This window comes from Cellulomonas hominis (assembly GCF_005239125.1).
Taxonomy (GTDB): Bacteria; Actinomycetota; Actinomycetes; order Actinomycetales; family Cellulomonadaceae; genus Cellulomonas; species Cellulomonas hominis_A.
This window is the reverse complement of sequence record NZ_SZYE01000054.1, coordinates 1-20,741: the sequence shown is the minus strand read 5'-3', so window position 1 is coordinate 20,741 and position 20,741 is coordinate 1. Positions and strand designations below refer to the sequence as shown.

Below are 20,741 nucleotides of genomic sequence, written 5' to 3'. Positions count from 1 at the left end.
GGCGCAGCGCCCCCGCGTCGCACGTCGTGCCCGTCGCCGAGGCGCGGCTGCCGATCGACGGCGCCGAGGCCGGCGTCGCGCTCGGGCGCGCCCTGTCCGCGAGGCTGCGCGCCGACGGCTGGGACGGCCGCCTCGACCGAGCCGGCGCGACGCCCCTGCTGCTCGCCGGGCTCGACGACCGCTCCGTGCGGGTCGCGTGGCTGGACGACGCCGTCCTGGTGACCGTGCGCGGCCGGGACCTGCCCGTCGCGACCGCCACCGCCCGCGCGCTGGTGTCCGGGACGGAGGACGACCGGTGAGCGACGAGATCCAGGTCGACCCGTACACCCTCAGCCTGTCCGCCGACGACTGGACCGACCAGGGCTCCCGGGTGCGCACCGCGCGGGACCGCGTCGCCGACGCCACCACCTCGGGCTTCACCCCGGCGGTCGCCGGGGCGGCCGCGTCGTGGACCTCCGCCTGGAGCACCGTCCTTGGCGACGTGGCCGACCGCACGGAGGAGATCGGCACCCGGCTGCGGGACGCGCAGCAGGCGTACGCCGTCACCGACGTCGCGGCCCAGGAGACCTTCGAGAGCTGGCTGGGAGGCACCCCGTGACCACGGTGACCATCGACATCCCGCCCGCGATCGACGCGATCCCCGCCGTGCAGGGCGACCCCGCCGTCGTGGCCGCCTTCGCCCAGGACCTGCTGGCCAGCGCCGTCAACCTGGACGACCTCGACACGTTCGCGCTCGACTCCTCGACCCTCGACGGCTGGACCGGCGCCGCCGCCACCGCGTACGGCCGGCACGTCCGGGCCGCCGGCGCCGACGCGCAGGCGATGGGCGTCGCGCTGCGGCAGGTCGCCCGCGCGGCCGACGACCACGCCGACGCGCTCACCGACCTGCTCCGGAGGCGCACCGACCTCGTCGAGGCCCGGTCGTCGTACCACGAGGCCCGCGAGGACCTCGACGCCGACATCCGGTCCGCCGGGGAGGTCGACGACGCCGCGGTCGCCGAGCTGCAGGCCCGGGCGGCGTCGCTGGCCACCCGCCGGGACGGCGTGGTCGCCGACGTCGACGCCCTGGTGCGCGACCTCGGGACGGCGGAGCGCGCCATGCTGGACGCGTTCTCCGCCTACTCGACGCTCGCGCAGGCGCGCGCCGCGGTGTCCGGGCAGATCGACCTCGCCGACGACGCCCTCGGCCGGTCCGGCTCCCCGACGCAGGGCGGCACCCCGGAGCAGGTCGCCGCGTGGTGGCGGTCGCTGACCGAGGAGGAGCAGTTCGCCGTCCTCGCGGCCCGACCCGAGCTCATCGGCAACACCGACGGCATCCCGGCGCTCGCCCGCGACCAGGCGAACCGGCTGCTGCTCGAGACCGACCTCGAGGCGATGGAGCTGCGCGAGCAGCGCGGCGAGCGGCTGTTCGAGGACTACCAGGCGCTCGACAACGCGCGCGCCGCGCAGGCCGCCCTGGACGAGGGCGCGAAGAAGGTCGACCCCGTCACCGGCGAGCCGCTCGTCCCGCTGCTGCACCTGTACGACGCCACGGCGTTCGGCGGCGACGGCAAGGTCGCCATCGCGTTCGGCGACCCCGACACCGCCGACCACGTGTCCGTCATGGTCCCGGGCCTGACCAGCCGCGGCACCGAGGCCGGCGGGAACGCGGACGCGGCCTACAACATCTACGAGTCCGCGCGGCTCTCCGACCCGTACTCGACCGCCTCCTCGATCATGTGGATCGGCTACGACGCCCCCAGCGACTGGGACTCCGCCACGGTCGCCGGCGAGGGCCGGGCCGAGGAGGGCGGCGCGCTGCTGTCGCAGTACATCGACGGCCTGCGCGCGTCGCGCGAGGGCAGCCCCGCCCACCTCACGGTCATCGGGCACAGCTACGGCTCGACCACCACCGCGCACGGCGCGACCGACCACGGCCTCGCGGCCGACGACATCGTGCTGGTCGGCAGCCCCGGCGCCGGCGGCGGCGTCGAGCACGCCTCCGAGCTCGGCGTCGGCGCCGACCACGTCTGGGCGGGCAACAACAGCCGCGACCTCGTCGCCGCGCTCGCCGACGACGGCTGGGCCGGCGGCTGGATGCTCGGCGGCGCCGGCCTCGGCAACGACATCGTCGAGGACGACTTCGGCGCCAACCGGTTCCAGGCCGAGTCGACCACCCGCGCCGACGTGATGCGCAACTTCGGCGACCACACCAAGTACTTCGACCCGGACACCGAGTCGCTGTACAACATCGGGCAGATCGTCGTGGGCGACTACGACCAGGTCGTCGCCGCCGAGCACTCGTACGACCCCTGGTACGACGGCCCGGTGGACCCGGAGGCGACCCGCGACCCGCAGTCGTACGAGGGCAGGAGGCCGGAGTGGTGAACCGTCGCGTGCGCGCGGCCGTGGTGCTCGTCGCGCTGTCCGCGCTCGCCCTGTCGGGTTGCGGCGGTGGCGGTGGGGCGACCGCCGACGACCTGGACGCCAGCCGCGACGAGGTGCTCGACGCCGCGCGGCAGGTGCTCCCGGGCGTGGTCGACGCCCTCGGCGCGCAGGTCCAGGACGCCTACGGCGAGTTCGACATGGGCGGCGACGGCATCGTCGACCGCAGGCGCTACACCGTCACCGTGATCGCCACCGGCGCCCAGGCGGACACCGACGACCTGGTCGCCGCCCTCGAGGACGCCGGCGTCACCGACGTCCGGGTGAACCCGATCGGCGGGGCCGCCGGGCAGCGCGACGGCCTCGACGTCTCCGGCTCCGACCCCGGCGGCCGCGACATGAGCGTGAGCGTCAGCGGCCCGTACCTCGAGGTCGCCGACGGCGTGGCCCGCGAGGCCGCCCGCGAGGACGTCGACCTGGGCTGAGCCGGGAGTGGCGCTCAGCCCCCGACCAGCCCCCGCACCGCCCGGCTCACCGGGATCGCCCGCGCCCCGAGCACCACCTGGAACTGCCCGCCCTGCGTCACCACCATCGCCACACCGGGCACCGAGCGCACGGCCGGTTCATCGACGACCGCCGCGTCGCGCAGCACGAACCGCAGCCGCGACGCGCACGCCGTCACCGCCGACACGTTCCCGGCCCCGCCGACGAGCGGCAGCAGCGTCGCGGCCAGCTCCTCGTCCGACAGCCCGCCGGCCGCCCTCGCGTCGGTCATGCCACCGCTCCCGTCAGCCGTGCCACGTGCAGCGCCAGATACAGCACCTCGTCCCCGGTCACGGTCCAGTCGTACCGCTCCCGGAGCAGGTCCTGGATCGCTCGCGCCGCGTCCACGGCGGCGGGGTGCTGGGACCGTACCGCCTCCAGCAGCACGCCCTGCACGTCCGGCGGGGGAGCGCCCTGCTGCTGCCGCACGAACAGGTAGCGCAGGTGCGTGATGAACCGGGCGACGTCGATCGACTCCTCGTCCAGCTCCACCCCGAGGCGCGTCCGCACGATCGCCAGCACCGCCCCGAACACCTCGGTCATCTCGACGGTCCGGGACAGCTCGCCGGCGCCGAACTGCGCGTTGACGAAGTGCAGTGCGAGCGGCACGGCCTCGAGGGCGGGCAGCTCGACCCCGGTCGACGAGCGCACCATCTCCAGGGCGTGCCGCGCGAACGCCACCTCCCGCGGGTAGAGGTGCAGCACCTCCCACTGCAGCGGGTAGGCGATCTGCACGTCCTCCCGCGCCCGCCGCAGGGCGAACGAGATGTGGTCGGCGAGCGGCACGACGACGTGCCCGGTGATGTGCGACCCCAGCCGGTCGCGGGCCTCGGCGACGATCCGCTGGGTGAGGTCGATGTCCTCGGCGGGGATCTCCTCCAGGAGCGCGACGATCCGCTCCGGCGTGGTGCCGCCGCCCGCGACGAAGGTGCGCTCGACGTCGGCGGTGCGCACGGCGTCCCCGGCGCGCACCTGGAAGCCCAGGCCCTTGCCCATGAGGACGACCTCCGTGCCGGCGTCGTCGGCCGCCAGGAGGACGTTGTTGTTGAACACCTTCGTCACCCGCACGCGTGCTCCTCGTTCAGGTCCGGGCGTCGCGCGCCCGGAGTCGCCGGTGCCCCGGGACGGACCCGGGGCACCGACGACACTGTTCCTACCAAACCGGCCTGTGCGCCGAAGGTCGTCAGAGCGTCACGCGCAGCAGCGCGTCGCCCGACGACACCCGGCCCTCGGCGGCCGGCCGCACGGCGTCGGCCTCGACCCCGCCGGTGACGACGACCACCGTGCTGGTGTCGTGCCCGGCGGCGCGGACGGCCGCGAGGTCGACCTCGGCCAGCAGGTCGCCCGCCCGGACGGACGATCCCGCCGCGACGGCCGGCGCGAAGCCCGCGCCCGCCATCTGCACGGTGTCGATGCCGATGTGCACCAGCAGCTCGACGCCCTCGGCGGTACGCAGCCCGTAGGCGTGCGGGAGGACGCTCAGCACCTCGGCGTCGACGGGTGCGACGACCCGGCCGTCCGACGGCACGACCGCCGCCCCGGAGCCGAGCGCGCCCGAGGAGAACACCGCGTCCGGCACCGCCGTGAGCGGGACCGCGGCGCCGGCCACGGGGGCGAGCACCTCGAGCACCCGCGTCCCGGTGAGGGTCGCGGTGCCCGTGCCGCCCGCCGACGACCCGAGCCCGAGCCCGGCCCCCGCCGCGGACGCCGCGCCCGGCGCCCCGGCACCGGCTCGCGCCGGCGCCTCGTCCGTCTCCGGCGGGTTCGGGATGTCCGTGAACCCGAGCGTCATCGTCAGCGCGAACGCGATGCCGATCGCCAGCGCGGACCCGACGAGCTGGAGCGTGAAGTTCCCGACGTTCAGCGCCGAGGTCAGCGTGATCGCGCCCGGCAGGACGAAGCCCTCGGCGGCCGACCCGCCGGCCGCGGCGATCGCACCGCCCACCGCGCCGCCGATGCAGGCGTAGATGAACGGCTTCTTCAGGCGGAGGGTGACGCCGTAGATCGCGGGCTCGGTGATGCCGGCCAGGAACGCGGAGATCGTCGCGGGACCGGCGACGCCCTTGAGGTCGCGGTTGCGGGTCTTGAGGAACACGGCCGCGGCGGCACCGGACTGCGCGAGCACGGCGGCGAACAGCGGGCCGGTGAGCAGCGAGTACCCGTTGTTGACGACGTCCTGCAGCATGACCGGCACGAAGCCCCAGTGGACGCCGAAGATCACGAACACCTGCCACAGCGCGCCCATCAGCAGGCCGCCGACGAGCGGGCTCAGCTCCCACAGCCAGTTGATGCCGCTCGACAGGCCGCGCCCGACGAGGTCGGAGACGGGGCCGATCGCCAGGAAGGTCAGCGGCACGATGACGGCGACGGTGACCATCGGGGTGAGGAAGTTGCGCAGGGCCTCCGGGAAGAACCGGTTGAGCAGCCGCTCCAGGTGGGACTGCGCGTAGACCGCGAGGATCGTCGGGATGACCGCGGACAGGTAGCTGATCATCACGACCGGGATGCCGAAGAACGTCAGCTCGCCGCCGCCGGCCTCGTACCCCTGCAGCGTGAGCGTGGCGCCGTCCGGCCCGGGGATGACCGCGATCGTGGCGGAGTAGAGCAGGGCGCAGGCGATCGCGACCGACACGTACAGGTTCGCCCTGAACCGCTTGGCCGCCGTGATCGCCAGCAGGATCGGCAGGAACTGGAAGATCGCGTCGGCCGCGGAGAACAGGATCGCGTAGGCGCCGGAGGCGGCCCAGTCCGGCGACACCTTCACCACGACCGCGAGCAGCGCCTTGAGCAGACCGGTGCCCGCGAGCACCCAGAGGAACGGCGTGAAGATGCTCGTGATGAGGTCGATCGCCCGGGCGAGGAACCCGCCGGACGCGGCCGACTCGGTGGTCACGCCCCGGGTGCTGATCGCCTCGAAGACGTTGTTGACGGTGTTGCCGATGACGACCTGGAACTGCCCGCCGGCCTCGACGACGGTGATGACGCCCGGCGTGGCCTCGACCGCGGCCTTGTCCGCCCGGTCCCGGTCGTGCAGCCGGAAGCGGAGCCGGGTGGCGCAGTGCGTCACCGAGGCGACGTTCTCGACGCCCCCGACGCCGCGCAGGACGTCGTCGGCGATCGTCTGGTACTTGCTCGCGGTAGCCACGATTCCTCCTCGAATCAGTGTCCGCGCGGGCCGTCGTCGGTGTTTTCGGGCAACAAAAAACCCGAGCGGGTGGCGGACCGGGACACGCGTCCCGCACCACCACAGCTCGGGTTTTGCCTGAAGCCAGTAACAATCCCGGACCTGCGCGAGTCGCCGGCGGCGGCGACCGTGCGGCGAAGGTAGGGCCCCGCGGTCGAGCGTGTCAAGAGCCGGGTGATGACGGGCTGGTCGCGGGGTCGACCCGGAACACCGGCCGGCCTTGACGACCCCGTGCGACCCGGGTAGGAATGACGGAGTCGTCCAAGGATTGTGACTGATTCGATCAGGCAAGACCTGTGGTGCACCGCCTCTCGTGGGTTCCGGTGCGCGCAGGTCTTTTTTGTTGCCCGGAATCGGCCGCGACCTGCACTCACGCACCGCCGCAAGGGAGCCCAGCCGTGCCGCACCGCACCGTCACCATCGCCTCGTCCGTGGGCCTGCACGCCCGCCCCGCCAGCGTCTTCGCCCGCGCCGCGGCCGCCACCGGGGTCCCCGTCCGGATCGCCCGGCCCGGCGCCGCGCCGGTCGACGCGTCGAGCCTGCTGCTCGTCATGGGCCTGGCCCTGCAGCACGGCGAGCCCGTCGAGCTCGCCGCGGAGGGCGACGGCGCCGACGCCGCGCTCGACGGCTTGGCCGACCTGCTGGCGACCGACCTGGACGCCACCGCCTGAACCTCAGCCGCACCACCGTCCGCAACGCAGAGAGGCGTCATCGTGACCAGCACGCACACCCCGTTCCCGCCCGGCTTCCTCTGGGGCGGCGCCACCGCCGCCAACCAGGTCGAGGGTGCCTACGACGAGGGCGGCAAGGGCCTGTCCATCCAGGACGTCATGCCCCGCGGCATCGCCGGCCCGCCCACCGAGGAGCCGACGCCGGACAACCTCAAGCTGGTGGGCATCGACTTCTACCACCGGTACGCCGAGGACATCGCGCTGTTCGCGGAGATGGGGTTCAGGACCTTCCGGTTCTCGATCGCGTGGAGCCGGATCTTCCCGCAGGGCGACGAGGCCGAGCCGAACGAGGAGGGGCTGGCGTTCTACGACCGGGTGCTCGACGAGCTCGAGAGGCACGGCATCGAGCCGCTCGTCACCATCAGTCACTACGAGACCCCGCTGGCGCTCGCCCGCAAGCACGACGGCTGGGTGTCCCGGGCGATGATCGACCACTACGCCCGGTACGCGCGCACCCTGTTCGAGCGCTACGGCTCCCGTGTCCGGTACTGGCTGACCTTCAACGAGATCAATTCGGTGCTGCACGCGCCGTTCCTGTCCGGCGGCATCGTCACGCCGAAGGACCAGCTGTCGCCGACCGACCTCTACCAGGCCGTGCACCACGAGCTCGTCGCGAGCGCCTTGGCCACGAAGATCGCCCGCGAGGTCGCCCCGGACGCGCAGATCGGCTGCATGCTCATCGCCATGCCGACCTACCCGCTCACACCCGACCCGGCGGACGCGCTGGCCGTCATGCAGGCCGACCACCTGAACCTCGCGTTCGGCGACGTGCACTGCCGCGGCGAGTACCCCGGCTACTTCCTGCGGCACCTGCGCGAGCAGGGCGTCGAGCTGGAGGTCACCGAGGAGGACCGGGCCACCCTCCGGCACACCGTCGACTTCGTGTCGTTCTCCTACTACATGTCGCTCTGCGAGTCGGCCGACCCGGACGTGAAGGCCGGCGAGGGCAACCTCATGGGCGGCGTCCCCAACCCGACCCTCGAGGCGAGCGAGTGGGGCTGGCAGATCGACCCCGTCGGCCTGCGGATCGTCATGAACCAGTTCTGGGACCGGTGGCGCAAGCCGCTGTTCATCGTCGAGAACGGCCTGGGCGCGAAGGACGAGCTGGTCGAGGTCGACGGCAGGCGCACGGTGGTCGACGACGACCGGATCGCCTACCTCGACGACCACCTCGTCCAGGTGGGGGAGGCGATCGTCGACGGCGTCGAGGTGCTCGGGTACACGACCTGGGGCTGCATCGACCTGGTGTCGGCGAGCACCGCACAGATGAGCAAGCGGTACGGCTTCATCTACGTCGACCGGGACGACGACGGCTCGGGGACGCTGGAGCGGTACAAGAAGAAGTCGTTCGACTGGTACGCCGAGGTGATCCGGACGAACGGGGCGAGCCTCGGGCGCTGACCGCGCCCTGCCCGCGCGGCCTACGGTTTCCGGCCCCGCCCCCGTGCCTCGGAGGTGGCCGGGCCGGAAACCGTAGGCCGCGCACTCTCCGCGTCCGCCTCGTCCTCGGGCCCGGACGTCGGCCCGCGCGGAGGGGGACCCCTTGGTACCGTGGCGGCGCGCACGCAGCCGCAGGCCGACGGGGAGTTTCGAACGTGAGCAGCACAGCAGCATCCGGCGGCGTCGTCGCCGTCCGCGCGCTCGACCCGGCCGCCCGCGGCACGGTCGTCGCGCGCCTGGACCGCGGCACCGGGGTCCTGGACCCGGAGCGGCGCACGCTGCGCACCAAGCCGGTCGCCCTGGACCGCAAGGTGCTCCTCGCGCTCACGTCGAGCAAGAAGCGCACCGGCCTGATGGTCGAGCGCGGCTGGCGGCGGGTGTTCCTCCCGCTGATCGAGGTGCACGGCGGCGCCGCCCTGGGCATCCCGGCGGACGTGGCACGGGCGCTGGCGGACGAGCTCGACTCCCGCGGCACCCGCGAGACCACCGCGGTGATCGCCCCGCTCCGGGCGCACGCGGATCACCTGGATGCCGGCCTCCCGGTGGCGTCGTCGCCGCTGGGGCGGTACATGGGACTGGGTGGTGGGGGAGCCCTCACCTCGCTCGGCGACTTCTGAGTCGGCCGGCGACCTTTCTGACACGCGCACGACCGCAACACCCGGGGGTACGGAACGCATGAGTGTGGACGTCTCGATCGCGGCGCTGGACACCGCCGCATCCGAGCTGGAGACGGTGGCGTCGGAGCTGCAGGCGCTGGACGTCGCCGGCGCGTTCGCGGGGATCGAGGCCGCGCTGCCCGGCTCGGCGGTCCCGGACGCCGCCGTGTGGGTGTCGACCCGCGTCGGCGCCGCGGTGCAGGTGCTGGGCGACAACATCCGGGCGATGTCGGCGAGCGCCTCCGGGTCCGCCGACGGCTACCGCCAGGCGGACGGGTCCGTGCAGAGCCGGTTCGGCGCGATGGGGGTCTTCTGATGGGCGCGCTGACCCTGGAGGTCGTGCGGAGCTGGCGGCCCGAGGCGCTCGCGGAGGCCGCGACCGGCGTCGGCACCGCGCAGCAGGCCGTCGACGCGCAGGTCCGGGCGGCGAAGTCCGCGATGACCCGGCTGAGCGACCACTGGCAGGGCGACGCCGCCCAGGCCGCGGCGCAGCGGATGGCGAGCGAGGCGACCACCGGGTTCGCGCTGGCGGATGCGCTGGAGTCGGCGCGTTCCGCGCTCGCGTCCGGTTCCGCGGACCTCAGCCGCGCGAAGTCCGCCGTGCTGTCGACGGTCGACGCGGCGACCGCTGCCGGGTTCACCGTCGCGGGCGACGGACGGGTCACCGCGCCGACGCTGCCGCCGGTGATGACCGCCGCGGGCGACCCCGACGGCGCGGGCGCGCAGCGGGACGCCCAGCAGCGCGCGCTCAACACGGAGGCGCAGGAGCACGCCGACGCGATCTCCACCGCGCTGCAGGACGTGGCGACGACGGACCAGCAGGTCGCGGACAAGCTCTCCGCCGTCGAGGTGCCGCAGACGCTGCAGTCGGCCGTCGACGCCTACCTGCAGCGCGCGTTCGCGAGCGGCGACGTCATCGGCGCGCTCGGCTCGGTCGGCGCCGGCGGCATCGCCCTGGCGCAGGTGATCAAGGGCGTCATGAAGTCGGCGACCAAGGGGAAGGCGTTCCTGGACTTCCTCCGGGCCTCCGGCGCGCCGATCACGCACTACCAGGCGATGCTCGACAACTTCGCCAAGGCCGACGCCGCGATGGACGTGTTCAAGAACGGCAAGCCGGCCGCCGAGTGGATGACCAAGCTGCTCGGCGCGCGTGGTGCCGGGCTGCTGCGGACCGCCGGCAAGGCGTTCCTCCCGCTGACCGTCCTGACCGGCCTCGCCGACACGGTGACCGGCGGCGGCTACGACGGCGCCCGCGGCTGGGCGACCCGTGGCTTCGGCCTCGCGGGTGCGGCCGGCGCCGGCACGCTCATCGCCGTCGGCACCGGCGCGCTCGCGCTCGGCCCGGTCGGTCTGGCCGTCGCCGGCGGCGCCGTGCTCGCCTACGGCGCCTGGAGCGTCGGCAACCTCATCTGGGACAACCGCGAGGCGATCGGCGACTTCGTCTCGACGGCGGGCAAGGCGGTGTGGGACGGCGCGACCACCGCGTGGAACGCGACGACGGACGCGGTGTCGGACGCCGCCGACTGGGCAGGAGACCAGGTGGACAAGGCCAAGGACGCGGTGTCCGACTTCGGCAAGGGCGCGCTCAACGTGCTGTCGGGCGGGCTCTGGTGAGCGCCGTGGACGAGACGGTCACCGGCTCGGACGCGGCCGGCGCCCCCGGCGCCCCGGTCCCGGTCGAGGTGCTCACCGACGAGGAGCTCGCGATCCTCGCCGGCCCCGGTGGCCTCGTCGTCTCGCCCTACCTGGCCACGCTCCCCGACGCCGAGCGCGAGGTCGCGCTGCGCACCGCCTACCGCGGGCTGCTCGCGCGCGGCGTCGTCGACCCGCCGACGCCCGAGGCGCTCGCGGCCGCGGTCGGCGAGCCGACGGTCGAGCTCCAGGTCCGCCAGGACGTGCTGTCGCTGGTGGCGCTGCGCCGCGGGGCCTCGGCGACGGTGTGCGTCGCCCGGTCGACCGTCCTCGGGCAGGACTACTGGTACGCGCACGTGGTCCGCGACGTCGTCCTGGTCGAGCAGGTCTCCACCGACGGGCAGCACCGGTTCGCGCTCGCCGCGGCGGACACCCTCGGCGACCTGCTGCTCGACGCGGCCGTGCACCCGGAGACGACCGACGGCGCCGGGCCGGAGATCGAGGTCGGCGACCCCGACGAGCCGCCGACCGAGGTCGTCCAGCACCTCGGGTCCGCCCTGGTCCGGGCCGACGTCGTCGTGCGGGTGCCCGACGACCGGGAGCCGGAGCTGCTCGGGCTGTTCACCGGGCCGGGCGGGGCGTGGGTGCTGTCGGCGCGGGAGGCGTCCGGAGGGCCCGTGGTCGTGCGGCCGCTGACGCGTGCGGCGCTCGACGCGCAGGTGCGGGAGCTCGCCGTCCGGGCGGTGTCGACGGCCGCCGCGGTGGCGTCGGCGGCCGCCGGGGCGCGATGACCGAGGGCCTCGTCCGGATCCCGAAGCTGACGTCGCGCTCGGGCTGGCGGTGGATCGTCGCGACCGTTGTCGCCCTGGTCGTCGTCGGCGTCTACGTCGGGGTGACGCAGCCGGACAACCGGATCTTCGTCGTGACAGTGCTCCCGGCGTTCCTGCTGTTCTTCACTGTCTTGTCCTGGTTCTCGACGTGGCTCGACCCGGTCGCGGGGACAGCGGTCCGTGTCCGCTGCCGGCTCTGGCGCACGACGGTGCGGCTCGAGCCGTCGACGTCCGTCTCTCTGGTGTCGGACCGCGGCGGCACGCTGCTGCTCCGGGCGCGTCCGGCGGAGGGGCGGGGGTTGCACGTCCCGGTCGTCGCGCGGACCGACTACGTCGAGAAGTCACAGCCCCCTGCCCTTCTGCGCCAGCTCGCCGACACCGTCGAGCAGCACCGCGCCGGCGGCGCGCGCCCCGTCGCCGAGGCGCTGCGCAAGCAGGCGGCCCACCTGGAGGCGGGCGGCACGGTCGCGACCTCGCCGCTGGCCGGGCTCATCACGACCGGGATGCTCACCGCGGCGAAGGCCGGCGGCGCCGGCGCCGCCGGCGGGCAGCTGGGCTGACGGGCGCCACCCCGGTCAGACCGCCGGCCCCCGTCGCGCCTCGATCAGGTGCCGCGTCGAGTGCGCCACGACCGGCCGTCCGGCCCGGAGCTCGGCGTCGAGCGCCCGCAGCGTGGGCGCGTAGCGGTCCACCGAGAAGTCCGGCACCCACCACACGCACTTCCGCAGCACCCAGATGATCGCCCCGACGTCGTGGAACTCCATCCGGCAGGTCGCCCGCCGCAGGTCCACGACGGTCAGCCCCGCCCGCTCGGCGTCCGCCGCCTCGTCGTCGGGGTCGCGCGCGACGGGACCCGGCACCGGCCCGACGAACCGTTCGATCAGCTCGAACGCCGACCGCGGGCCGACGTGCTGACCGAGGTAGGTGCCGCCGGGCCGCAGCACGCGGTGGATCTCCGCCCAGTCCGGTCGCACGGGGTGCCGGGAGGTGACCAGGTCGAACGAGGCGTCGGGCAGCCGCACCCCGTCACCGGGCTGGACCACCTCGACTCCGCGGGGACCGAGGAGGCTCCGGGCGCGGCGGGCGTTCGGCGGCCACCCCTCGGTGACGACCATCCGGGGCGGGAGCACCGGGGCCTCGGCGACGACCTCACCGCCGCCGGTGTCGACGTCGAGCGCGGCGTCGACGTGCGCGAGGCGGTCGGCGAGGAGGCGGGCGTAGCCCCACGGCGGGCGCTCCTCGGAGGCGCGCCCGTCGAGCCAGCCGAAGCCCCAGCCGGTGACGTCGGCGGCGACGGCCTCGGCGGCCAGATCCTCGAACGGGCGCATCGCGGCATCCTCGCATCGCGGGGGCGCGGTCGCGCTGGTTCCGCCGAGGTCGAGGGTCCGCGGCGAGGTCGAGGAGTTCTGCGGCCCTGCGCGCGGGAAACCCTCGACCTCGGGAGGGACGGCTCAGGCCCGGGCCGCCAGCACGGCCCGCGCCACCTCCCGCGCCCGCGCGAACGGCCGGCCGAACGTCCCCATCCCCACCGTGACGATCGCCCCCTCGTACAGGAGCATCAGCGCCGCCGCCGCGTCCTCGGGCTCCCGGACGCCGGCCTCCCGGCACAGGTCCGCCAGCAGGGCGAGCTGCCAGGCCTTCTCCGCGGCCGTCTCGGCGAGCACGGCGTCCCCGTCGCCGGCGGACGACTCGGCCCGGGCGTTGATCGCGCTGCAACCGCGCGGGCTGTTCGCCGTCGACCAGGACTCCGCGGCGTCGAACACCGCCAGCACCCGGTCCGGCCCGGGCTCGGGCACGCGGTCGAGCGTCGCCAGCAGGTGCTCCCGCCACCGCGCGTCCCGCTCCCGCAGGTACGCGACGACCAGCGCCTCCTTCGACCCGAACCGGTCGTAGAGGGTCTTCTTGGTGACGCCCGCGGCCTCGGCGATGCCGTCGACGCCGACGGCGTGGATGCCGCGCTCGTAGAACAGCTCGGAGGCGGCGTCGAGGACCCTGCGCGCGCCGGGGGTCAGCGGGGTGGCGGGCTCGGGCGCGACCATGTCCCGGAGTATACCGAGCGGTCTACCGAGCCGGCGAGCGGGGCGCCGGAGCGAGGGAGGGGTGCCGGGGCTTGCGCTTCAGGAGAGAGTGAATGTACAGTCACTCACATGACACGAACGACGCTCTCCACCGCGGACCTCCGCCGGCCGGTCGTCGCTGCGGCGGCCGTCCAGGAGTTCGCCCGCGGCGGCTACCACGGCACGACGATCGCCGACGTGGCCCGCGCCGCGGCGATCTCCCCGGCCTACGTGGTGAAGCTGTTCCCGACCAAGGAGCGCCTGTTCGTCACCGCCCTGGAGGCCTGCTTCGACCGGGTGGTCGAGGCGATCGCCGCCGGCGCGGACCGCGCCGAGGACACGTCCCCGGACGGCATCCTGTCCGCGATGGGGGAGGCCTATGCCCACCTCATCGCCGACCGCACGCTGCTCATGCTCCAGGTGCACGCGCAGTCCGTGGCCGACCTCCCCGAGATCGGGGAGGCGCTCCGCGCGGGGCTGCGCGAGGTCGTCGACTTCGCCAAGGACCGCTCCCGCGGCTCCGACGAGGCCGTGCAGCGCTTCATCGCGTACGGCCAGCTGTGCCACCTGATCGTCACCGCGCAGGTGGACCAGGTCCCCGAGGCCTGGGCCCGCCTCCTCGTCGAGGGCATCCGGCACCCCGGCTGACCCCCGCTCGCCCAGCGCCTGCCGTTGGGCCTGCTTTCGGCGACCCGCTCGTCCGCCGCCCTGTGCGGCGATGGAGTGAGTGGCTGTTCACTCTCTTTTCACCACACACCAGGAGGACGTCCCATGACCACCCACGACACCATCCCCACCACCATCGACGAGTCCGCGACGGTGGTGGTCCGCCGCGAGATCCGGGTCGCCGCCCCGGTCGACCTGGTCTGGCGCCTGCACACGGACGTCGCCCGGTGGCCCGCCTGGCAGACCGACGTCGAGTCCGCGCAGGTCGACGGTCCGCTCGCACCGGGGTCGTCCTTCCGCTGGCGCACCCACGGGATGGACGTCACCTCGACCGTCTACGCGGTCGACGCCCCGCGGCGCATCCTGTGGGGCGGCCCCGCCCAGGGGATCGACGGCATCCACGAGTGGACCTTCACGGCCGACGGCGACGGGACGATCGTGCGGACCGCCGAGTCCTGGGAGGGTGACCCGGTCCGGCAGGACGCGGCGAACCTGCGCGCGGCGCTCGACGCGTCGCTCGGCGGGTGGCTCGAGCTGCTGCGGGCCGAGGCCGAGGCGAAGACTGCCCGGCGGGCTCGCAGGGCGCGCCGCCGGCGGTGGGCGAAGGCCCTGGCGTGGGCGTCGCTCGGGCTGACGGGCCTGTTCGTCCTGGCCGAGCCCTGGCTGCTCGTGCCGGTCGTCCTGTTCGTCGTCGCCCTGAGCCTGTGGGACTGACGCCGTGACCGCCCCCACCCGGCGTGACCCCCGTCGCACCTCGGCTCGCGCCGGTGTCCCGCCCGGTCGCCCGGCACGCGCGGCGGTGCTCGCCGCGGCCGGGCTGACGATCATGGCCCCGGCCCTGATCGCCCCGAGCCTGCCGGCGATGGCCGACCACTTCGGCGACGACACCCTGGTCCGGCTCGCGCTGACCGTCACCTCGCTGGCCATCGCGGCCGGCGCGCCGCTCGCCGGCGTGCTCGCGGACCGGTTCGGGCGCCGCCCGGTCCTGGTCGGCGGACTCGCCGTCACCGCGGTGGCCGGCACGGCCGGGCTCCTGGTGGCCGACCTGGGCGTGCTGCTCGCGACGCGCGCCGTCCTCGGCCTCGGCGTCGGCGCGGTCACCACGGCGGTCGGCGCCCTGCTGACCGACTGGTTCCGCGGTCCGCGCCGCGCCGCCTACCTCGGCTACCAGCAGGCCGCCGCGAGCCTCGGCGGGGTGCTGCTCCTGCCGCTCGCCGGCCTCCTCGCCGGCGCGGGCTGGCGTGCCCCGTTCTGGCTCTACGCCCTCGCGGCACCCGTCGCGGTCCTGGTGCTGGTGGCCGTCCCGCGGACCGGACCCGCCCCCGTCCGCCCGCTCCCGGACGGCGCGAGCCGGTCGTCCCGCGGGCCGCGCCCCCGCACCACCGGCCGGGTCCTGGGCCTGTACCTGCTCGCCCTGGCGGCGACGGCGGTGTTCTACCTCGCGCCGACCCAGCTGCCGTTCCTGCTGGGCGACCTCGGGGCGGGCCCCGGCGTCGTGGGCGTCGCGATCGCCGGGTCCACGCTGTCGAGCCTGATCGGCTCGCTCGCCTTCCCTGCCGTGCGGCGGCGCCTGACGCCGACCGCGATCACGCTCACCGCGCTGCTCCTGCTGGGGGTCGGGTGGGTCGTGGTCGGCCGGGCGGCGGGGATCGCCCCGGTCGTCGCCGGGCTGCTGGTCGGCGGGCTCGGCGTCGGTCTCACGGTGCCGAACCTCAACCTCCGCCTCGGCGACCTCGCCGCGGACGGACGCCGCGGCCGGGTCCTGGCGGGGCTCGTGACCGGCATCTTCCTCGGGCAGTTCCTGTCGCCGCTGGCGGCGGGGCCGCTCGTGGCGCTCCTCGGGCCGGGCGGCACGTTCGTCGCCGCCGGGCTCGCCACCACCGCCGGTGCGCTCGTCGCCGCACCGGTCCTGCTCCGGCCGCGCCGCGGCCGCTGATCCGCACCAACCACCGAGAGGAAACGACCATGATCGTCCACGGCAACCGCTTCACCATCAAGCCCGGCGTCACCCCCGAGCAGCTCGAGGAGGCCCTGGAGAGCCTGCGCCACCAGGGCCGGGTCATCCCGTCCGTGCGCTCGTTCGTCGTCGGCCGCGACTTCGGCGGCGAGTACGAGTGGGGCGCGACCTTCGTCATCGAGGACCTCGACGGCTACTGGGAGTACCTGATCCACCCGGCGCACCGGAACACGGACCGTGTGGGCCTGCCGCTGGTGGACCGGTTCGCGTCGTTCGACATCACCGACGACGAGGACCCGGACACGGGCGCGAAGATCGCCGCGCTGCACCAGCGCCGGTACGACGCCGACGCCACCCTCACCGAGCTCGTCTCGGGCCTCGGGGAGTACACCGGGTCCGCGGCGCCGGGGCCGCACGGGCGGGACTGATCTGCCGCGCCGCGCCGGGCCGGCCCACGGGGTCGGTCCGGCGCGGTCGTGCGCCGTCGGCCGGCCGGGCGAGCGCCCACCGGGCGGTCAGGTAAACCGGTCGGTATAGTCGCGACGATGGGTAGACAGATCGGTGTACTCGGGCGGGTCGTGACCGCGCTGGCGGCTACGGCGTTCGTCGCGAGCTGGAGCTCCGGGTTCGTCATCGCGAAGGTGGCGACGGTCGACGTCGCGCCGCTGACCCTGCTGGTCTGGCGCTTCGTCCCGGTCGCCGCCGGGCTGCTGGTCGTGACGCTGGCGACCGGGGCGGCCCGCGCGGTGCCGCGCGCCGACCTGCGCCGGCAGGCCCTCATCGGGCTGTGCGCGCAGCTCGGCTACGTCGTCTGCGTGTACGCGGCGATCGCCGCCGGGGTCACGACCGGGACGACGGCGCTCATCGACGCGGTGCAGCCGCTGGTGGTCGCGACGCTCGTGGGGCCGCTGCTCGGGCTGCGGGTGCGCGGTGCGCAGTGGGCCGGGCTGGCGGTCGGGGCGGCCGGGGTGCTGCTGGTGGTGCGCTCGCAGCTCGGCGCGTCCGGGGCGCCGGCGGCGGCGTACCTGCTGCCGGTGGCGGCGATGGCGTTCCTCGTCGCCGGGACGTTCCTGGAGCGGCGGTCGTCGGGACGCCCGCCGGTGCTGGTCGTGCTCACCGTGCAGGTCGTCGTGACCGCGGCGGCGCTGCTGGTGGCGGGGGCGGTCGGCGGGTCGCTCGTGCCGCCCGCGGACCCCGGGTTCTGGGTCGCGACGGTGCTCGCGGCCGCGTTCCCGACGCTCGCCGCCTACGGGCTGTACTGGTGGCTGCTGCGCCGCGTCGGGGTGACGGCGCTCAACGCGCTGCTGTTCCTCGTGGCGCCCGCGACCGCCGCGGCGGGAGCCGTCGGGCTGGGGGAGCCGCTGACCGGGGTGACGGTCCTCGGGTTCGTGCTGTGCGGGGCCGGGGTGGCGGTGGTCCTGGCGGTGGAGGCGCGGGTCGCGCGGGCGGCCGCGCCCGTCACCGCCGCCGCGCGGCCCGCCCCGCCCCGAACGGCCCCCCGAACACGATCGTGATGCCCAGGACGAACCCGACGTCGTACCAGTTCCCCGAGTTGAACACCTCGTACGGCGAGACGGTCCGGGTGAACAAGGACACGATCCAGGTGACCGGCAGGATGATCCCGTGCCAGAGCCCGAGCCAGAACCCGGCGGGCTCCGCGGTCCCGGGTGGCGCCTGACCGACGTCGGGGTTCACGCCGGCGGCGCAGGCGGCGAGCAGCAGCACGGTCGCGGCGGCGACCCCGACGGCGAGGGCGATCCGGGTGCGCGGGCTGCGGCGGGTGTCCATGCCGATCATCGTGGCAGCGCCCCTCGTGGCGCGGGCCCCCGATCGCCGAGATGGCAGCTCTCGGCTGTGTGAGCGGCCCCGCGCACAGCCGAGAGGTGCCGTCCCGGCGGTGTCGGCACCGCGGTCAGGCGCCCGTGCTCTCCCGGGTGCGCACCGCGTGCGGCGCCGTCACCTCCACGGCGGGGGTGTCCGGGTCCGCGATCCGCGCGGCGATCCGCGCCACCGCCTCCCGTGCGGTGAACGGCGTGTCCAGCGACACCGTCGACAGCGTCGGCCGGGAGTACCGGCCCTCCTCGATGTCGTCGATCCCGATGACCGCGATGTCCTCCGGCACCCGCAGCCCGGCGTCGAACACGGCGCGCATCGCGCCCATCGCGAGCAGGTCGGAGTAGCAGAAGATCGCGTCCGGCCGGTCGGGCAGCGCGAGCAGCCAGGCCGCTGCGGCGTACCCGTCGGCCCGCCGGTAGTGCGCCGCAGCCCGCAGCAGCGCGGGGTCGACGGGCAGCCCCGCCGCGCGCAGCGCCCGCTCGTACCCGGTGGTGCGCTGCTGCGGCGTCGCGTACGACTCCTCCGGCTGCGCCCCGATCGCGCCGATCCGGGTCCGCCCGACGGCGACGAGGTGCGACACCGCGTCGGAGGCGGCCTGCACGTTGTCGATCGCCACGTGGTCGTACCGGCCGTCGAAGTCGTGCTCCCCGAGCAGGACCAGCGGCATGGTCGACGAGCCCTGCATCTCGAGGAGCTCGGCACGCGTGACCAGGGGGCTGCCGCGGCGCGCGCCCGACGCCCGCGCGCCCGGCCCCGCCCGCCTGACGCCCGCGCGCCCGACCCCACCCGGGGCCGCCGAGACTCCAGAACCGGACTGCGCGCGCGGGGTGTGCCGCAGTCCGGGTCTGCAGTCTCGGCGCGGCCCGCGGGGGCGTCGATCGTCACCGGTCGAGGCCTGGGCGCGGCCCGCGGGGGCGCAGGAGCCAGTTCGCTTCTCCCGGCCCGCACCGTGTACACAGTGCCTATGAGCGGGGTCCTGGTCTACGCCGACAAGATCGACGAGAACGCGGCGGAGGTCCGCTACGAGGTCCGCCGCGACCAGCCGGACGGCCAGGTCGACGGCGTCCTGGTGATCGAGACCTCGGGCGACCGGAACACCTGGCACGTCGAGGGCCGGGACGCGTCCAGCGCGCTCGCGGGCCTGGTCGTCGGGCGCGCCGTCCGGCAGCGCGGCGAGCAGGGCGCGTGGCCCGACCGGGTCGCGCAGCAGTAGCCCCGCGCTACTCGGGAGCGGCCGCCAGCTCGTCCCACACCGGCCCGTACCCGAGCCGCGCCTGCTCCATCGCGACGACCTCCCGCGCGAGCCCGGCCTCGGTCACGTCGACCGCCGCGACGGCCGCCGCAGCCACCGACGACTCCCGCACGTAGGCGTCGAACACCCGCCGCTTGCCGGCCAGCAGCTCGACGATCCGCTCGTCCACGCCGTCCTCGGCGAGCAGCCGGTGCGCGACGACGGCCCGGACCTGGCCCATCCGGTGCAGCCGGGCGACGGCCTGGGACTCCGCGGACGGGGTGAGCTGCGGCTCGCACAGCACCGCCACGGACGCGGCCTGCAGGTTGAGCCCGACGCCGCCGACGGTGATCTGCGCGACCAGCACGCCGTCGCGGGGCCCGGCCGAGAACGCGTCGATCACCGCCTGGCGCTCGTCGGGCGGGACGTCGCCGGTGAGCGGGCCGAAGACCGGTGACGCTCCCGGGCCGGACCCCAGCGCGGCGGCGACGACGTCGAGCACGTCCCGGAAGTACGAGAAGACCACGGTGCGCTGCCCGTTCGCCCCGGCCTCCGCGACGACCTCGCGCAGCCGCCCGACCTTGGTCGACTCGCCCGGGTCGGCGGTCAGCCAGGCCGCGCGGCGCATCGCCATGAAGTTCCCGCTGGCCACGGCGGCCCGGTAGACCTCCTCGCCGGCGGGGCTGAGGTCCTCCCAGTCGTCGACGAGCACCAGGTCCGGCAGCTCGACCAGCACGTCGGCCTGGTTCCGCCGCAGGTACACCGGGGCGACGTCCCGGCGGAAGGTGTCGGCGCCGACGAGGCCGAGGTGCCGGGGGAGCGAGGCGGCCAGGTCGGCGTCGAGCAGCCGCACCAGCGCCACGAAGTCGTCGATCCGGTTGTCCATCGGGGTGCCGGTCAGGAGCAGCACCCGCCACACCGCCGACGCCCACGCGGCCACGGCCCGGGACCGCTGCGCCTCGGGGTTCTTCACGTAGTGCGCCTCGTCGACGACCAGCAGCGCCACGTCCGCCCCGCCGGGGTCGGCGAGCGGCACGTGCGGCAGACCCTCGAAGGTGGTGACGCCGACGCCGCCCTCGGCCCGCCAGCGCGCGATCGCCGCGGCGCGGTCCGGCCCGTGCAGCCGGTGGCCCGGCAGCGTGATCTTCGCGTCGATCTCCCGGAGCCAGTTCACCAGGACGCCGGCGGGGCAGACGACGAGGAACCGCCGCTCGCCCGCGGCCGCGAGGTGCGCGATCGCGGCCAGCGCCTGCACCGTCTTGCCGAGCCCCATCTCGTCGCCGAGCAGCGCCCGGCCCTGGTTGAGCGCGAACCGCGCGCCGAACTCCTGGTAGCCGCGCAGCGGCACCCGCATCGCCGCGAGGTCGAGGGGGTGGGCCGCGACCCGCTCGGCGAGCTCGGCGGTGAGCAGCCCGCGCGCGGCGAGCACGTCCTGCGCGAGCGGCACGATGGTGCCGAGCACGCCGTACAGCTCCGCGGCGCGGCGCTCGAACGCCTCCCACAGGGCCGGGCCGTCGGTGTCGGGGACGGCGCACGCGGCCGCGAGCCGGTCGATCGTCGCCGCGAGCCCGCCGGCGGCCGGCCCGTCCGCGCCGTGAACAACGACCTCGACCC

Annotated in this window: 25 protein-coding genes; 17 read left to right on the top strand and 8 right to left on the bottom strand. The window is 75.1% G+C overall.

Going from position 1 to position 20,741, the window contains the following annotated elements; all coding sequences use genetic code 11:
* From FA014_RS19940 to FA014_RS08820, 4 genes are all read left to right on the top strand, one after another.
* On the top strand, positions 1 to 299 hold a 299-nt coding region (locus FA014_RS19940), incomplete at its 5' end, for a hypothetical protein (protein WP_195969218.1).
* Positions 296 to 598 (top strand): hypothetical protein, encoded by a 303-nt coding sequence (locus FA014_RS08830; RefSeq protein WP_154729323.1) that lies wholly within the window; start codon positions 296 to 298, stop codon positions 596 to 598. The genes FA014_RS19940 and FA014_RS08830, both read left to right, overlap by 4 nt.
* A complete protein-coding gene (locus tag FA014_RS08825) occupies positions 595 to 2,367 on the top strand; it encodes an alpha/beta hydrolase (RefSeq protein ID WP_154729322.1) in 1,773 nt (590 codons plus the stop codon). The genes FA014_RS08830 and FA014_RS08825 overlap by 4 nt, the downstream gene beginning before the upstream one ends.
* A complete protein-coding gene (locus FA014_RS08820) occupies positions 2,361 to 2,849 on the top strand; it encodes a hypothetical protein (protein WP_154729321.1) in 489 nt (162 codons plus the stop codon). Before FA014_RS08825 ends, FA014_RS08820 begins: the two co-directional genes overlap by 7 nt.
* Before the next feature lie 14 nt (positions 2,850 to 2,863).
* On the opposite strand, the gene FA014_RS08815 is transcribed toward FA014_RS08820, so the two are convergent.
* From FA014_RS08815 to FA014_RS08805, 3 genes are all read right to left on the bottom strand, one after another.
* The gene (locus FA014_RS08815; RefSeq protein WP_154729320.1) at positions 2,864 to 3,139 is read right to left on the bottom strand and encodes a PTS glucose/sucrose transporter subunit IIB; all 276 of its coding nucleotides are present in this window, start codon (positions 3,137 to 3,139) and stop codon (positions 2,864 to 2,866) included.
* Positions 3,136 to 3,975: a PRD domain-containing protein gene (locus FA014_RS08810; RefSeq protein WP_154729319.1), complete on the bottom strand. Its 840-nt coding sequence runs from the start codon at positions 3,973 to 3,975 to the stop codon at positions 3,136 to 3,138. Before FA014_RS08810 ends, FA014_RS08815 begins: the two co-directional genes overlap by 4 nt.
* A 115-nt stretch (positions 3,976 to 4,090) precedes the next feature.
* Positions 4,091 to 6,052 carry a beta-glucoside-specific PTS transporter subunit IIABC gene (locus FA014_RS08805; protein WP_154729318.1) on the bottom strand — a complete coding sequence of 654 codons (1,962 nt, stop codon included), beginning with the start codon at positions 6,050 to 6,052 and terminating at the stop codon, positions 4,091 to 4,093.
* 437 nt (positions 6,053 to 6,489) lie between these two features.
* Between FA014_RS08805 and FA014_RS08800 the strand changes: the two genes are divergently transcribed.
* From FA014_RS08800 to FA014_RS08770, 7 genes are all read left to right on the top strand, one after another.
* Positions 6,490 to 6,762 carry an HPr family phosphocarrier protein gene (locus FA014_RS08800; protein WP_154729317.1) on the top strand — a complete coding sequence of 91 codons (273 nt, stop codon included), beginning with the start codon at positions 6,490 to 6,492 and terminating at the stop codon, positions 6,760 to 6,762.
* Between the two features lie 42 nt (positions 6,763 to 6,804).
* Positions 6,805 to 8,223 carry a glycoside hydrolase family 1 protein gene (locus FA014_RS08795; protein ID WP_230322988.1) on the top strand — a complete coding sequence of 473 codons (1,419 nt, stop codon included), beginning with the start codon at positions 6,805 to 6,807 and terminating at the stop codon, positions 8,221 to 8,223.
* A gap of 194 nt (positions 8,224 to 8,417) precedes the next feature.
* A complete protein-coding gene (locus tag FA014_RS08790; protein WP_154729315.1) occupies positions 8,418 to 8,879 on the top strand; it encodes a hypothetical protein in 462 nt (153 codons plus the stop codon).
* A 58-nt stretch (positions 8,880 to 8,937) separates the two neighbouring features.
* Positions 8,938 to 9,234 (top strand): hypothetical protein, encoded by a 297-nt coding sequence (locus tag FA014_RS08785; protein ID WP_154729314.1) that lies wholly within the window; start codon positions 8,938 to 8,940, stop codon positions 9,232 to 9,234.
* Positions 9,234 to 10,532 carry a hypothetical protein gene (locus tag FA014_RS08780; protein WP_154729313.1) on the top strand — a complete coding sequence of 433 codons (1,299 nt, stop codon included), beginning with the start codon at positions 9,234 to 9,236 and terminating at the stop codon, positions 10,530 to 10,532. Before FA014_RS08785 ends, FA014_RS08780 begins: the two co-directional genes overlap by 1 nt.
* Before the next feature lie 5 nt (positions 10,533 to 10,537).
* Positions 10,538 to 11,341 carry a hypothetical protein gene (locus FA014_RS08775; protein ID WP_154729312.1) on the top strand — a complete coding sequence of 268 codons (804 nt, stop codon included), beginning with the start codon at positions 10,538 to 10,540 and terminating at the stop codon, positions 11,339 to 11,341.
* Positions 11,338 to 11,940 (top strand): hypothetical protein, encoded by a 603-nt coding sequence (locus FA014_RS08770; RefSeq protein WP_154729311.1) that lies wholly within the window; start codon positions 11,338 to 11,340, stop codon positions 11,938 to 11,940. The genes FA014_RS08775 and FA014_RS08770 overlap by 4 nt, the downstream gene beginning before the upstream one ends.
* Before the next feature lie 15 nt (positions 11,941 to 11,955).
* Here the strand turns inward: FA014_RS08770 and FA014_RS08765 are convergent, their stop codons facing one another.
* Both FA014_RS08765 and FA014_RS08760 read right to left on the bottom strand, forming a co-directional pair.
* Complete coding sequence (locus FA014_RS08765) at positions 11,956 to 12,708, bottom strand: class I SAM-dependent methyltransferase (RefSeq protein ID WP_154729310.1); 753 nt, start codon at positions 12,706 to 12,708, stop codon at positions 11,956 to 11,958.
* A 123-nt stretch (positions 12,709 to 12,831) separates the two neighbouring features.
* Positions 12,832 to 13,419: a TetR/AcrR family transcriptional regulator gene (locus FA014_RS08760; RefSeq protein ID WP_154729309.1), complete on the bottom strand. Its 588-nt coding sequence runs from the start codon at positions 13,417 to 13,419 to the stop codon at positions 12,832 to 12,834.
* Positions 13,420 to 13,527: 108 nt separating this feature from the next.
* Here FA014_RS08760 and FA014_RS08755 point away from each other — a divergent pair, with 108 nt between their 5' ends.
* The 5 genes from FA014_RS08755 to FA014_RS08735 all read left to right on the top strand — a co-directional run bounded on the left by FA014_RS08755 (position 13,528) and on the right by FA014_RS08735 (position 17,574).
* Positions 13,528 to 14,085: a TetR/AcrR family transcriptional regulator gene (locus tag FA014_RS08755; protein WP_154729308.1), complete on the top strand. Its 558-nt coding sequence runs from the start codon at positions 13,528 to 13,530 to the stop codon at positions 14,083 to 14,085.
* Positions 14,086 to 14,208: 123 nt separating this feature from the next.
* Complete coding sequence (locus FA014_RS08750) at positions 14,209 to 14,817, top strand: SRPBCC family protein (protein WP_195969217.1); 609 nt, start codon at positions 14,209 to 14,211, stop codon at positions 14,815 to 14,817.
* 85 nt (positions 14,818 to 14,902) lie between these two features.
* Entirely contained in the window at positions 14,903 to 16,039 is a 1,137-nt protein-coding gene (locus FA014_RS08745) for an MFS transporter (protein ID WP_230322987.1), read from the top strand.
* Between the two features lie 29 nt (positions 16,040 to 16,068).
* Positions 16,069 to 16,488 (top strand): Dabb family protein, encoded by a 420-nt coding sequence (locus FA014_RS08740; RefSeq protein WP_154729307.1) that lies wholly within the window; start codon positions 16,069 to 16,071, stop codon positions 16,486 to 16,488.
* A gap of 117 nt (positions 16,489 to 16,605) precedes the next feature.
* The gene (locus FA014_RS08735) at positions 16,606 to 17,574 is read left to right on the top strand and encodes a DMT family transporter (protein ID WP_154729306.1); all 969 of its coding nucleotides are present in this window, start codon (positions 16,606 to 16,608) and stop codon (positions 17,572 to 17,574) included.
* Here the strand turns inward: FA014_RS08735 and FA014_RS08730 are convergent.
* Entirely contained in the window at positions 17,519 to 17,848 is a 330-nt protein-coding gene (locus FA014_RS08730; protein WP_154729305.1) for a hypothetical protein, read from the bottom strand. The genes FA014_RS08735 and FA014_RS08730 overlap by 56 nt on opposite strands.
* Before the next feature lie 124 nt (positions 17,849 to 17,972).
* Positions 17,973 to 18,581 carry a LacI family DNA-binding transcriptional regulator gene (locus FA014_RS08725; RefSeq protein ID WP_154729304.1) on the bottom strand — a complete coding sequence of 203 codons (609 nt, stop codon included), beginning with the start codon at positions 18,579 to 18,581 and terminating at the stop codon, positions 17,973 to 17,975.
* 279 nt (positions 18,582 to 18,860) lie between these two features.
* Here FA014_RS08725 and FA014_RS08720 point away from each other — a divergent pair, with 279 nt between their 5' ends.
* A complete protein-coding gene (locus FA014_RS08720) occupies positions 18,861 to 19,109 on the top strand; it encodes a hypothetical protein (RefSeq protein ID WP_154729303.1) in 249 nt (82 codons plus the stop codon).
* Between the two features lie 7 nt (positions 19,110 to 19,116).
* Here the strand turns inward: FA014_RS08720 and FA014_RS08715 are convergent.
* The coding region (locus FA014_RS08715; RefSeq protein ID WP_154729302.1) for a DEAD/DEAH box helicase at positions 19,117 to 20,741 on the bottom strand (1,625 nt) is incomplete at its 5' end.